The organism is Endozoicomonas acroporae, from assembly GCF_002864045.1.
Taxonomy (GTDB): Bacteria; Pseudomonadota; Gammaproteobacteria; order Pseudomonadales; family Endozoicomonadaceae; genus Endozoicomonas; species Endozoicomonas acroporae.
Genome location: NZ_PJPV01000003.1, coordinates 63,210 through 76,761 on the forward strand (window position 1 = coordinate 63,210; position 13,552 = coordinate 76,761).

Annotated in this window: 13 protein-coding genes; 6 read left to right on the forward strand and 7 right to left on the reverse strand. The window is 47.2% G+C overall.

From position 1 onward, the window contains the following. Window positions 1-163: 163 nt before the first annotated feature. Window positions 164-1,495 carry a branched-chain amino acid transport system II carrier protein gene (gene brnQ / locus CX664_RS00475; protein ID WP_101744876.1) on the forward strand — a complete coding sequence of 444 codons (1,332 nt, stop codon included), beginning with the start codon at window positions 164-166 and terminating at the stop codon, window positions 1,493-1,495. 41 nt (window positions 1,496-1,536) lie between these two features. On the opposite strand, the gene CX664_RS00480 is transcribed toward brnQ, so the two are convergent. Continuing rightward, window positions 1,537-1,827, reverse strand: a complete 291-nt coding sequence (locus CX664_RS00480; RefSeq protein ID WP_101744817.1) for a PA4642 family protein — start codon at window positions 1,825-1,827, stop codon at window positions 1,537-1,539. A gap of 354 nt (window positions 1,828-2,181) precedes the next feature. Between CX664_RS00480 and CX664_RS00490 the strand changes: the two genes are divergently transcribed. Both CX664_RS00490 and CX664_RS00495 read left to right on the forward strand, forming a co-directional pair. Then, window positions 2,182-3,474, forward strand: coding sequence for a Smc domain-containing protein (locus tag CX664_RS00490; RefSeq protein WP_145999733.1), 1,293 nt, complete (start codon window positions 2,182-2,184; stop codon window positions 3,472-3,474). Window positions 3,475-3,525: 51 nt separating this feature from the next. Further along, window positions 3,526-5,001 carry a coiled-coil domain-containing protein gene (locus CX664_RS00495; RefSeq protein WP_101744820.1) on the forward strand — a complete coding sequence of 492 codons (1,476 nt, stop codon included), beginning with the start codon at window positions 3,526-3,528 and terminating at the stop codon, window positions 4,999-5,001. A gap of 74 nt (window positions 5,002-5,075) precedes the next feature. Here the strand turns inward: CX664_RS00495 and CX664_RS00500 are convergent, their stop codons facing one another. Then, complete coding sequence (locus tag CX664_RS00500) at window positions 5,076-5,633, reverse strand: hypoxanthine-guanine phosphoribosyltransferase (RefSeq protein WP_101744821.1); 558 nt, start codon at window positions 5,631-5,633, stop codon at window positions 5,076-5,078. A gap of 399 nt (window positions 5,634-6,032) precedes the next feature. On the opposite strand from CX664_RS00500, the gene upp reads away from it, so the two are divergent. Further along, a complete protein-coding gene (upp, locus tag CX664_RS00510) occupies window positions 6,033-6,659 on the forward strand; it encodes a uracil phosphoribosyltransferase (RefSeq protein ID WP_101744823.1) in 627 nt (208 codons plus the stop codon). Between the two features lie 23 nt (window positions 6,660-6,682). After that, the gene (locus CX664_RS00515; RefSeq protein WP_101744824.1) at window positions 6,683-7,972 is read left to right on the forward strand and encodes a uracil-xanthine permease family protein; all 1,290 of its coding nucleotides are present in this window, start codon (window positions 6,683-6,685) and stop codon (window positions 7,970-7,972) included. 258 nt (window positions 7,973-8,230) lie between these two features. Here CX664_RS00515 and CX664_RS00520 read toward each other — a convergent pair whose 3' ends face one another. Continuing rightward, window positions 8,231-8,575 (reverse strand): STAS domain-containing protein, encoded by a 345-nt coding sequence (locus CX664_RS00520; RefSeq protein WP_101744825.1) that lies wholly within the window; start codon window positions 8,573-8,575, stop codon window positions 8,231-8,233. A gap of 516 nt (window positions 8,576-9,091) precedes the next feature. Between CX664_RS00520 and nhaC the strand changes: the two genes are divergently transcribed. Beyond that, the gene (gene nhaC, locus CX664_RS00530) at window positions 9,092-10,519 is read left to right on the forward strand and encodes a Na+/H+ antiporter NhaC (protein WP_101744827.1); all 1,428 of its coding nucleotides are present in this window, start codon (window positions 9,092-9,094) and stop codon (window positions 10,517-10,519) included. Between the two features lie 204 nt (window positions 10,520-10,723). On the opposite strand, the gene CX664_RS00535 is transcribed toward nhaC, so the two are convergent. The 4 genes from CX664_RS00535 to CX664_RS00550 form a co-directional block, all read right to left on the reverse strand. Beyond that, on the reverse strand, window positions 10,724-10,996 hold the full coding sequence (locus tag CX664_RS00535; protein WP_180966333.1) for a phospholipase A: 273 nt from the start codon (window positions 10,994-10,996) through the stop codon (window positions 10,724-10,726). Further along, the gene (locus CX664_RS00540; RefSeq protein ID WP_180966334.1) at window positions 10,977-11,423 is read right to left on the reverse strand and encodes a phospholipase A; all 447 of its coding nucleotides are present in this window, start codon (window positions 11,421-11,423) and stop codon (window positions 10,977-10,979) included. The genes CX664_RS00535 and CX664_RS00540 overlap by 20 nt, the downstream gene beginning before the upstream one ends. A gap of 348 nt (window positions 11,424-11,771) precedes the next feature. Beyond that, window positions 11,772-13,088 (reverse strand): MFS transporter, encoded by a 1,317-nt coding sequence (locus tag CX664_RS00545; RefSeq protein WP_163370604.1) that lies wholly within the window; start codon window positions 13,086-13,088, stop codon window positions 11,772-11,774. Then, window positions 13,088-13,522: a YybH family protein gene (locus tag CX664_RS00550; RefSeq protein WP_101744831.1), complete on the reverse strand. Its 435-nt coding sequence runs from the start codon at window positions 13,520-13,522 to the stop codon at window positions 13,088-13,090. Before CX664_RS00550 ends, CX664_RS00545 begins: the two co-directional genes overlap by 1 nt. Between the last annotated feature and the right edge of the window lie 30 nt (window positions 13,523-13,552).

The following is a 13,552-nucleotide window of genomic DNA, read 5'->3' on the forward strand; positions in this document are numbered from 1 at the left end:
GAAAACACTGATATAGCTAAAGCCTGATGTGTGCAATAAAGAGGCCTCTTTATTTCGCCTCTCCATGCTCACTTTTAACACTATTTTTTCTGGTCACAGGTTTTGCCGTTCTGGTATGGCTGACCGGCCGTTTGCCGGGAAGAATGGGTACAGGGGACAGGTTTTGTCGCAGACGTTAAAAGCCACAGATATTTTGGCCACGGGCCTGATGACCTTTGCGCTCTTTCTGGGCGCAGGAAATATTATCTTTCCTCCATTTCTGGGTCATATGGCGGGCACTGAGCTGATGATTGCGATGCTGGGATTTCTGCTTACTGGAGTAGGCCTGCCGCTGCTGGGTGTGCTTGCCTGTGCTCGTGTCGGCGGTGGTCTGGAAAAGCTGACTACCATTTTCCCGGCAAAAATCGCCTTAACTTTTGCTGTTGTTCTGTTTCTGGCTATCGGTCCTTTGTTTGCCGCGCCCAGGACCGCCGTTGTTTCTTATGAGCTGGGTCTTCTGCCGTTTATTGGTGAGTCCGGTGCGGTTTCGCTGGCGCTGTTTTCCATAACGTTTTTTGCTGTTGCGCTGTATCTGGCACTGTTTCCGGGCAGGTTGGTTGAGACGGTGGGTAAAGTGATCACTCCGCTACTGATGGGTGTTCTGGTGATTATTGCCGTTGGTGCTTTGCTTTTTCCCCAGGGAGACGCTGGTGCTGCCACCGAGTCCATGATCAGTCAGGGCTTCTTTAATGGTTTCCGCGAGGGTTACCAGACCATGGATACCCTCGGGGCGCTGGTATTTGGCGTGGTCATCATCAATGCCATTCAAAATAAAGGGGTTACGGATACACGGCAGGTTGCGCGCTATACCTTTATTGCAGGCTTGATCGCTTCTGTCGGTCTGTCACTGGTGTATCTGGTATTGGGTTACATTGGTGCTACCAGTCATCAGCTGGTGGGTCCTGTGCAAAATGGTGCAGAGATTATCAGCCTGTTCGTCGACGCGGTGTTTGGGGCCTGGGGGAAGGTGGTGCTGGCTATCACAGTTATTCTGGCCTGTTTGACCACTGCGATTGGTTTGCTCAGTGCCTGTGGTGAATATTTTTCCCGGGTATTTTCGGCATTTAATTATCGCACCTGGGTGATTCTCTGCGCCCTGGCCAGCGCACTGATTGCCAATGTTGGATTGAATACACTATTGCAGGTTACCATTCCAGCGTTACTGATTATCTATCCTGTAGCGATTGCTTTGATTGTGGTGACACTGTTGCAATCGTGGTTGGCGAAACCTGAGCGGGTAATGGCGTTTGTACTAATTCCAGTGGGTCTGATCAGTCTGGTAGAAGGTCTGCACGCCGCTGGCCTGGCTTTCATTGAGCCAGCTTACGCAGTGCTTGCGTATTTGCCTCTGCAGACAGAGGGCCTGGTCTGGCTGTTCCCAGGTATTCTGGGCGGTATTTTTGCGATGATCACGTCAGTTCGTTCCTCGCAGGACGCCAGGCCTGTTCAGGGGTAACAGGTATCAGGCTGCCCGTTGTATCGGGCAGCCTCTGATGTTTAATGCCTGACCGGGTCAGTAAGAGCTTTGAGATACGGTTGACCGTGGTGATGTTGTGTGATGGTTTCAGCCAGAGTTTTCCCTGCGCTGTCCCGGGCATCCAGATTCAGGCCGGCTGCCAGATAAAATGGGATAAAACGGGCAAAATCATCTGCACGAAGGTAGCGGTAGGCTCTTAACAGAATGTGATAGTCTCGACTGCTGCCAACGGCTGGCTCCAGTGTCAGTAGCGCTTTCAGGCGCTCATCACTTAATTCCTCTCCAATGACTTTCTGTTTGTCTTTCTTCATGGCTGACTCACTGTCCAGTGTTTTATGGGTAGGGTTTGTCTGGGCTAAATCTATAAGTAGATGGATATTTTACTAAGTCGACAACAAAGATATATAACCTGAATAGGATATTTTGAGATTACGTTAAGCATAAAAAGAATAAAAGTAAATGTTTGCAGTGGGATTTAGACAGGCTCAGATAATCCATTGCCGGAAAAACGGTCTGTCAGGTGACATGATTTTGACAAAGAGTTTATTTTACCGGGAATCACTGTCCGGTTGTCTGTTTTCTGAAATCATTATTGGCTTTGTTATTCAAGTTTTCTTGCACGGCTACAATTGGTTGAGTGATCAAAGGAATGTTTGAGGGCCATTATGGAAAGGGCATCTAATACAGGTTCGCTTAGTTTACAACAACTGGACACGATCAAAACTCTTCTTCAAGAAGGGAATAAAGTTACCATTACATTTGGTCCTAAGGGTACGGTTACCATTACGGCAGTAAAGGTTTTATCAACACCGGGTCTTAAGTTATCAGACCAGGAACCAGGTGTATCCGTGCCCAAAAAGATACCCCTTGAACAGAGAAAAGTTGAGAGAGCCGCTGAAAAAGATACGGTATCCGTTCGGGAAAAAGTATTTAAGAAACTGAAGCAGTTCAATACAAGCGTTAGTGAAAAATTAAAAAGTTCATTCAATGGTATCAAAAAAGCCATCAAGCATGAAAACTGGGAAAAAATTCCAGAAGAATCAATGATGGGTGGCTCTGAGCAGTTGAAGCATGAGGCTCAAGTGCACAATGACAGAATTGATCAACTTGAGAGTGCTGAGAAACAGGAGATTGATAAGCAAACCGAACTGGATAGGCTCAAGGAGGTCTACGAAGATACCATTAAGGTTTGTGAAAATCCTAAAGGCGCAATCCATAGCAAAAAGAGAATAATTCTCCCAATTCCTATTGAAGATGCTGATCCTGTGATAATTGCATCAACGGATCCTGATACTCGTAAAGATCTGGTAGATATGGTTATTAAGCAGGTTAAAAAATCAGGATTGTCTGATCGAATGGAACAGCTTGATTCAGAAATAAAACAGCTGAGATCTGAGCAGAAGGAGTTGAAAGCTTCAATAAAAGAAAGTGGTAACGAAATTCTCAAACATTTTAAGGAGCAACAGCATACCCTGGAACAGGGCAAGGGTAGAAATACCAGGCTATCTGAATTACAGGATACGTTGACTGAGCAGCGTATCAAGCTGGATGATAAGGTTGACCAGTTGCAGGCTGAAATCAGAGCACTGAAAACAGAGAAACAACAAGCACAGGAATCCGTTGCTGAGCAAAAGAAGCTTCTGTCAGACTTGAAAAAAGAACTGAGTCTGCTCAGTAAGATCCCAAAAGAGCGTGAGGGAATACCGGAAGCATACAGTGCTACGGTGAATCGTATTCAGGACGCGCAAGAGATTATTGAAATTGGTAGTGCCAGGTTGGAAGCAATACCCGGTGAGATGAAGGAGAAAAAAGCAGAGCTTGATACTAAGATGAAAGAAGTGGAAAGCTTGCAAAAAGGGAAAGAATTGAAACAGCAGGAGAAAGCTGACAAAAGAGAAATTGAGGCCGAACAGAATAAGCTTAAACAGCAATTAGGTAAAAATCTTCGGAAAAAATAATCTTTTATCAAAAAAATATTCTTAAACCATGGAAAGGAAGGAGTCATAAAAATGACCGCTATAAGTAACACCCCAATTGATCAAATTCAAAAACTGCCTTTTGCTATAGAAGCAGAAATGCATAAACCAGAAATAGGATTTTTGAATGGAAAAGAGGTCACTATTCAGGAAATTGATCCAAAGGATTTTATCGGTATCCAGATTTCTGCGGACAAGTTTGAAACACTTCCTAAAAGCATCAGGCCTGTAAAGATTGCCTTTAAAGATTTACGTAAGTGGCTCAGTAAATGCCGCCCTGTAAAAGGAATAAAGCATTTGGCGGGCAAAGGCAAGAGAATGGTGAAAAAACAGAACTGGGGAAAAATTTCTGAACCTCAGGCTGAAAAGGCTTTAAAAGCTACTGTCAGTAATGACAAAAAGCAAATACTGGCAAAAGAAATTAAGAAATTTAATACAGGTTTGGAGCAGCTTAGTCAGAAGAAACAGGATGTTAAAACGTTTAAAAGGCACAATGATGAATTCAGAGAAAAGTACAAAACTATATTGGCTATTGTTGATGGGGATTTGACCTCCTTACGTAAAGGATCAGTGATTGTTTTACCGCCGGTCACTGAGGGCGGGGACCCTCAGTTGGTGGTCTTGAATAGTAAATCAGAGAGAGTACGTAAAAGTGATGTGAAAAAACTTGCGGAAATTTTCATGAATAGTAAAGCTTATACGGACTTTGCCAAGAATGTAAATAGAGTTTACGATATTGAAGAAGAGCGTAATGAATTAAAGTCACTTTTGGCTGAGCAAGCAAAAAAATTAAAAAATGAACATACGAATCTTATTAGTGAGAGAGCTGAGGAATCCAAAGCAATGATGGCCGCTGAGCAAAAGAAGGAGCAAGCTCAAGCAATTTACACATTAGTGGACCAAATTGAAACTGAATATCTTGAAAAAATAGATCCCCAAATTGAAGCTAAAATCACTGAGGTTGATGAACTGGATGAAGAAATAAAAAAATATCAACAAGTCATTGGTGAAACCCACGGTGTGATTCCCGAAATAGAGGCCAGGTTAAAAATTGTCGAAGATGCGTTGGTGTCCGCTAGCAATACTGAAGCTAATCTGACTGGGGATGCAGTCAAAATTATAAACGTAGATGAAAAGCAACTTAAAGCATTCAATGAAGAAAGACATAGTCTTCTTAAGGAAATTGACGCTAAGCGGATTGAAATTGAAGAGGCAGAAGGAAAACTGAAAGAAGTTGAAGCCAATTACATGCTGGCTATGGAAGATTTACAAAAACTGAATGCTGATAAAAATAAAGAGCTGAAAGCATTAGATAACCATCGTAAGAAAATCGAAAAGGATTTTAATACCGTCGCTTTGAAGATAAGCAAACAATTTGACCTAGATGTCAATACTGAACAAAAAGCGGTAGCCAAAATGCTCAGTGGCTCTGGATTTAAAAAGAAAGACACTGCCCAACCACAAACTGTCCAACCACAAAATGACCAGGAAAATAATCCTGAAGCATAACACTGGCGAAATGGATTAACCCAAATCAAAAAGCCTCCGGACCGGAGGCTTTTTTCTTAAGAAATCGCAGGGTTTCAGTGACCTTTCAGGGCATAAATGCCATTGGCATTACGCCAGTAACCCTGATAGTCCAGACCGTAGCCAAAAATATAGCGATCTTCGATTTCCAGGCCGGTAAAGTCAGCCTTCAGGCCGGGGCGGGCTTTACGGTCATGCTTTTTATCCACCAGAACGGCAGTCAGAACGCTGGCAGCACCTTCTTCCTTACAAAAATCGATAATTGCGTCGAGAGTATGCCCTTCATCCAGAATATCGTCGATGATCAGGACGGTACGATTTTTGATGGTCTGGGTTGGGCGAACTTTCCACTCCAGGCCGCCACCGGTCAACTGGTCCCGGTAACGGGTTGCATGAACGTAGGAGGCTTCCAGGGGGAACTGCATATGAGTCAGCAGTTTGCCGGTAATCACCAGGCCTCCATTCATTACGCAGAATACCAGCGGGTTGCTATCCGCCAGCTGGTGGGTAATGTTGCGTCCCATGGTGGCGATGGCATCTTCAATCTGCTGCTCGTTATAGAGACAGTCGGCTTCATCCATCACTTGCCGGATATGGTCGAGATCAACAGACATGTTGTGCAAACCCTGATCGTTTGATTGGCGGCCGGTCACGCCAGTGAGTCAACTCATGCAGTACAGGTGTCGGACACCCTGGCGAGCGGCAGTCCATTGTTGATTAAAAAACCATTTTTACTCTCCTGTGGAGAGCTGGAAACAGTTTTCACGAAAAGCAAAGCAGGAAAAAATACCGTTGTTGTCGTCAATGGGCAAGAGAAAACTACATGATTGTTGCGGTTGTAAAAACCTATGGGCAGTGCGGACATCCTGTGGGAGAATAAGAAGGTTTAGGCGTTGAAAGCTGTTGCACGATCATTCTCTCAATGAGTGCTTACTCAGAAACGTTTTCTATCTCAGCCATTCATTTTTTACGTCATTACCCATCCACCTCCAATCAGACAGTTGAGGTCATGCATGAGCGTACAGGAAATCAGGCATCCGCTGGTACAACACAAGCTGGGACTGATGCGATCCCACGATATCAGTACCAAGGGCTTCCGTACCCTGGCCAGTGAGGTTGGCAGTCTGCTGACCTACGAAGCAACCAAAGACCTCGAGCTGGAAGATACGGTGATTGAAGGCTGGAATGGTCCGGTGACCGTTCAGCAAATCAAGGGCAAGAAAATCACCATTGTGCCGATCCTGCGTGCCGGCATTGGTATGATGGATGGCGTTCTGGATATGATCCCCAATGCCAAGGTCAGTGTGGTAGGCCTGTACCGCGACGAAGAAACCCTGGAACCGGTGCCTTACTTTGAAAAACTGGTCAGTAATATCGATGAGCGTATTGCCCTGATCCTGGATCCAATGCTGGCTACCGGTGGTTCCATGCTGGCGACTATAGATATGCTGAAGAAGGCAGGTTGCAAAGAGATCCGCTGCCTGGTGCTGGTGGCTGCGCCGGAAGGTATTGAAAAGATTTGCTCAGCGCATCCTGACGTGAAGATTTTTACCGCATCTGTTGATCAGGGGCTTAATGACAACGGTTATATTATTCCGGGCCTGGGTGATGCCGGTGACAAGATTTTTGGTACACGATAAGTAACGAATAAGGATATCCAACAATGAATCATTCAGCACAGTCGGGGGACAGCTTGCACTCAAAGATGTCGCTCTGGCGACAGGCGCTGCTGGGGGGGCAGATGCTGTTTGTTGCCTTTGGTGCCCTGGTTCTGGTGCCGTTGCTGACCGGGTTGGACGCCAATGTAGCGTTCTTTACCGCAGGTATCGGTACCCTGATTTTCCAGCTGATCACCCGTCGGCAGGTGCCTGTCTTCCTGGCATCTTCTTTTGCCTTTATTGCGCCGATGACATTCAGTATTCAATCCTGGGGCCTGGCGGCCACCATGGGTGGCATTATGGCCGCCGGTGTGCTGTATGCCGCCTTGAGTGTGCTGGTCAGGTTGCGTGGATCCGGCATACTGTACCGGTTGTTTCCACCCGTGGTGGTCGGGCCGGTGATTATGGTGATCGGCCTTGGCCTGGCACCGGTTGCCGTTGGGATGGCAACATCCCCTGTTGAAGGGTTAATCTCTGCTGATCAGGCTCTGTTCCTGGCCGCGATCTCACTGCTGGCGACCCTGCTGGTGGCGACCATGGCTGGTGGGATTCTGCGACTGATTCCCATCATCTGTGGTATTGGTGCAGGCTATATTGCTGCGGTGATCATGGGTGTTGTGGACTTTCAACCTTTGTTTGACCGCCCCTGGTTTGCTATTCCGAATTTCACCACCCCGGAACTTAATTGGAATGCGGTGCTTTATATGATTCCGGTGGCCATTGCCCCCGCCATTGAGCACATTGGTGATATGTTGGCGATCAGTTCAGTGACCGGGAAAAAGTATCTGGAAAAACCGGGGCTGAAAAATACACTGCTCGGTGATGGCCTGGCGACCACGGCTGCGGGTATGTTGGGTGGGCCGCCCAATACCACCTATTCCGAAGTCACGGGTGCGGTGATGCTCACCAAAGCCTACAACCCCGCTATTATGACCTGGGCCGCAGTCATTGCCATTGGTGTGGCGTTTATCGGTAAAATTGGTGGATTCCTGTCAACCATTCCGGTGCCGGTAATGGGCGGTATTATGATGCTGCTATTTGGCTCCATTGCCGTTGTTGGCCTTAACACGCTGATTAAGGCAAGGGTTGACCTGGGGCAGCCCCGCAACCTGGTGATTGTCTCTATCGTGCTGGTATTTGGTATCGGTAATATGGGTATTTCACTGGGTGAATTTTCACTGAAGGGCGTCAGTCTTTGTGCACTGACTGCAGTCATTCTGAATTTGCTGCTACCCCATCGTGCCGGGGAAGATCGATACCAGTCTGCTGAAATTGGCAAAGAAGACGTTGCCTGAGAAGCGGAAACAGGCGGTACTGTTGTTAAGTAGTTAACCAAATGAAATCATATATTTCTGACTAAGTTGTCAGTCACTCCCGGCAACTGCTCCTGCGTTGCTCTATCTCCTGCATCCATGCAGTCGTGCGGCGTTGCAACTCCGGTCACATAGCTACGGCTATGCTCCCTACGTTGCGCCTTGCATAGCAACTGCCCACTTAGCCAGAAATATACGATTCCATTTGGCCAACTACTTAAGTGCCGCCGTTATTATGGATCAGGCTGATGCCGATTGTTTTTTTTGATTCTGCTCCTGCGTGTTCATCTGGATAAAATACGTAATGCCGCATAACTCCATCAGTGAGGCAACATTGTTGGGTACGTTATATAGCGAGAGATAGAAATGTCCTGCCAGTTGTACCTGGCAATGAAGGAGTAATTGCAACCCATCGCTACTGATGCTTTTGAGCAGGGTGCAATCCAGCACAATATGGCTGGTGTCTATTCTGGTCGCATTCTCTACAGCATTCTCCAGAATGTGGATGTTACTGGCATTAAGATCGCCATCCAGAATAATCAATGTGTAATTTTGATAGCTTTCGAGATTAATGGTTAATTCCATACTCCTTCTCCCGGTGTGATCCCTTAATGATCGAAATAGTAAGGGCTGGGGCTTTGTTTTTGCATAACACTCTGGTTACAGGGTCTGACAATATTGCCAGGCCATAGTTCATTTCGGGAGGTTTTTTTGTGAGGAATGTTTTGCGGTAATTGGTTGAAATGTAAATTATTTTTTGTTACCGCTGCTGACGGTATTGTTATTGTTTTTTTAAAAGTAAGTTCCAATAACATGAAGGTCAAATCGGTAAAGGGAGCATTACTGAAATGCATTTTCACAAAGTCGGCAGTCCAGCCTTTTTTATCCCCCGGTAAATGGTCAAAAAATACTTTGCTGGTATTTCTTCAGCTGAGATCATCAGGTCACATGTGCATAAGCAGAGTAATATTTTTGTCATTACACTTGCTAAATAAATTGATTGGGATATAAATCGGTCAAATTCTCAAAAATAACGTATTTCATACTGGGAAATAGATATTTATATCTGGCTATTTGCCCAGTATCCAAAGGAGTTCTGGTTTGGCTGTATCGACTTCGGCAGAAACGTCATGGAAAGAGCCCGGTTTTCTCCATGCTTTTATCACCCTTGCTGCAATCATTGGCGTCATCAGTGTCGGGCTTTTTGTTCTGGAAACCAGCCTGCACAGCTTGATTCTGTTGTCCCTGATGATCGCTTCCATCAGTGCCTTTGCCCTGGGCTATGATTTTCGTGCCATTCGGGGTGCCATGAATGCCGGGATTAGCGGAGCGCTGACGGCGATTTATATTTTTATTCTGATCGGGGTACTGATTGCCGCGTTTATTCAAAGTGGTACGCTGGCCACATTGATTTACTACGGTATTGAATTTGTCAGTCCGTCGCTTTTCCTGCCTGCCGGGTTGCTTCTCTGTAGCCTGATGTCCCTGGCTACCGGTACCAGCTGGGGAACGGTTGGCACTATAGGGGTTGTCCTGATGGGGATCGGGACCACCATGGGGATACCCGCTCCCCTGGTTGCCGGAATGGTTATCTCCGGTGCCTGCTTTGGTGACAAGATGTCACCGGTTTCCGATACCACTAACCTGGCTGCCATGACCTCAAGGGTTGATCTCTACTCCCATATTCAGAGCATGCTGTTTACTACAGGACCGGCCTATTTGCTGGCCCTGGTGATATTCTCGCTGATGGGGCTCGGTTACGCTGAGAACCCGTTACCCGCTGAACAGTTGTCCGCCATGCAGGTGGCTTTAAAGGATACCTTCACGATCAATGCCCTGACTTTATTACCGCTGATCGTTATGTTGCTGCTCAGTATGGCCCGTGTTGCCGCCGAACCCAGCATGATGGTGGCATCCTCTGTTGCGGTGGTGCTGGCTATCGTCCTGCAGGATCAGAGTCTGCCCACGGTGCTTAACAGCCTCTATGGCGGCGGCACAGTTGCGACAGGCCTGGAGAGCCTGGATGCATTGCTTGGACGAGGGGGGATCACCTCGATGATGTGGACACTGTCATTATCTCTTATGGCCCTGGCACTGGGTGGTATTCTGGAGCGTTGCCGTTTTTTGCGGGTGCTTATCAAAACGATCGTGATAAAAATAACCAGGGCATCCACTCTGGTTGCGACCACTGTTATTGCCTGCTTCACGGGCAATCTGACCATGGGGGAAGCTTACATATCGATCATATTGGGTGGTCAGCTGTTCAGTGAAGCCTATGATCAAAAGGGCGTAGATCGCCGTGTGCTTTCACGCTCTCTGGAAGAAGGGGCGACACTCACCACAGCGCTTATACCCTGGACTACCGGAGGTGCGTTTTTTGCCTCGACCCTGGGTGTTGCCGTGATTGAGTATGCGCCCTGGGCTCTTTTAAACTGGCTCAGTCCGGTTCTTGCTGTGGTACTTGCCATGGTGGGTTTTGGCCTGTTCCGCAAAGGCCAGGATCTTCAACAAACCAGTCCGGCAGTTTAAACATTTAACGGGAAGCGTTCATGGTTTCCCTTGTTTCCGGGCTAAGTAGTTGGCCAAATGGAATCGTATATTTCTGGCTAAGTGGGCAGTTGCTATGCAAGGCGCAACGCAGGGAGCATAGCCGTAGCTATGTGACCGGAGTTGCAACGCCGCAGAGTGACTGACAACTTAGTCAGAAATATATGATTTCATTTGGTTAACTACTTATAACCAGTCGGTCAACATAACGCCAACGCTCAGTCGATTAGCGCTATCGTTGTAATCAATCAGGCTTTCACCGTAGCCATTGAAGTATTGAATATAACCCCGGAATCTTTTGTTAATTGGAAATGACCAGTCCAGTTGAACGGCACCTTTGTTATCACTTCGCAAATTATTTCTTAGCGTCATGCCAAGATTGTGTTCCCGGACCTGGTAACCCAGATGCAACTCACCATGGCCCATATACTTTTCAATATCAGGTGTTGGTGTAGGCAACGAAGATATCCCCGTAACCATTGAATACTCCCTGGGCAAGGGGAGCTTTCATACTCAGTTGAAACTTGATCTCGGTGCTGGAGAAATCATCAATATTCCGGATTTCAAAGGGGCTTGCGTTCGGGCTTTTATTGTAGGAAATGGGCAGCAGGTAGTTGGGGCGGTGAGGTGTGATGGCAAACCGGTTGTCCAGAGTTTCTTCTTCTTCCTGTAACCGCTGTTCAACGATGTTATCAACGTCTTCCGTACTTTCAGCGACAACTGTCTGGCATTGCTGGCGGATTTCAGCCAGTGTCAGTGAATCATCACCTTCTTTGAGTTGTTTGTATAAACAGTTGTCATAAGCATCAGAATAGGCCGCTATTGGCAAAAGACATAGGGTTAGCGCTGGAAAAAACGTATTTTTATACCAAGTCAATGCATTCATTATTAAGCCTTGCATTTGTTATCTGAAGCTAGTACATGGTTTCAATGAGTTTGAAGGGTTGTCGTGCCTCCGCACTTCGTTCGTCCTGAGCCTGTCGAAGGACCCATAGGGCCTAAGGGCGGAAACTCCGGACTCTGATAGATCGTGCCAAGCACCCTTCGACTCCGCTCAGGGTGAACGGAGATTGTACATGTCAACAGGCCCTGATTTATACAGGAAATTATCCGGTTGGCTATTGATGATTACCATAAATCATTGGATAGCCTGAAACCCGCTTTGCATTTCAGGCCGGACAGTGTTTCGACGCTCAATTTCCTGTTTCAGGGTAATGTATTTTGACTGGCAGGCTTAAAGGTTTCTTTCCTCATCGAACTGTTCTGTTGTCAGTTGAACGTTTGGCCAGGGAATAAGCAGGGCGATCAGGCTGATCACCGCAACAAGAGAAAGGTAGATAGCCGGCCCCGTGGTATTACTGGAGTATTTAGCCAGTAATGTTGAGGTAACAGGGGCGATGCCGCCAAAAATTGCAAACCCGATATTGTAGCAGGTGGCAATGCCGGTATAGCGAATCTCCGTTGGAAAAAAACTGATCAACAGTGGCGGCAGTGCACCCGATGCAGTTGCTGCCAGCAGGCCACAGATCAACAGGATCTTATTCAGTTCGGCGTCTGGAGAAGAGAAGTACTGAAACGCTGGCCAGCAAGTGGTGGCGACAACAATGGCCATAATGCCCAGAATCAGTTTGTGATTCATCAGGTCGGACAACAGCCCGAATATCAGACAGAGTGGCGATAGCATCAAAAACGCCAGGGTGGTGTGCCAGGCAACGGCTTCCCTGGGAAAACCCAGTAGCGACGAGAGGAAGCCCGGCATGTAAATGCTGTAGATAGTCACGGTTGCTCCACACAGGCCAATGGTCATGAACCCGCAGATAACCCCCCGGGTATGTTGTGTGAAAAGGAGAACAATCGGTATGGAAGCCTGTGCTTTGGTCTGGTCCAGTGCTTCGAAAAATCCGGATTCGGAGAAGTGTTTGCGAATGTGGTAGCTGATGATTCCCAGGGATCCACCGATCCAGAAAGGGACACGCCAGCCCCACTCCTTCATATCATCTGCCGGAAGGTAAATTTCAAGCATGCCGTGTACGAATGTCCCGAATGATACACCAATCATAATGGCCAGAAACAGAATGCCGATCACCAATCCGCGTCTTTCAGGTGTCGTCTCACTGAGATAGGTGATGGCTCCCGGAATTTCTCCTCCCAGAGAGAACCCCTGCAGTAGTCGTAACAGGGTCAGCGTGATGGGGGCTGCTGCACCTATACTGTTCCATCCGGGCAGGCAGCCCATCAATGCAGTGGTTACCGCCATCAGAAAGATGGAAAAGGTAAAGGTCTTTTTGCGCCCATAGCGGTCCCCGAAGTGACCAAAGACAACACCACCCAGGGGGCGGGTCAGGTAACCAATAGCAAAGGTAGCAAATGTGTTGATTAATGAGGTGATATGGTCTTCAGCAGGAAAAAAGTTCTCGGCAATATAGCTGGCCATCAAGCCATATATCAGGAAATCGTAAATCTCCAGCATGCCTCCCAGTGATACGGAAGATGCCAGCTTGTATTGACTGGAAGATGCGGTAATGCACCGTTTGGGCGTTGTTTGAGGCATTAATCCGGTAGAAAGTGGGTTGGTGAAACATGCAGGTGATGGATAAGCCATCTGCCATCGTGTTTTTTAAGCAGGTGAGTGGCTCTCAGGGACTGCTCTTCTTCAAGCTTTTCTTCCCCGGGTTTTTCTTCTCCAGGTTTTCGCAGTGTGGAAAGTACCCACAGGCTGCCGGAAACAATGGTGCTTTCATCCGCATAAATCTCTTCAAGCCGGAAATTGACCGATTTGATATCAAATCGCCGGAACAGTTCTTCATACCAGAGGGTTAACTGGTCAACAGAGGTAATGGTGTCACCCTCAGCGTTCCAGAAAAGCAGACCGGGATCGGGTTGGTAGTGACCGATGATTGCGTTGAGATCCTTACGGCAATAGCTGTCGGCGATCTCTGAGAAAAACTGGTCTACCAGTCTGGTTGCCAGGTCGAGGTCAGCCATGGCTGTTTTCTCCCCTGTCAATGGAGTTCA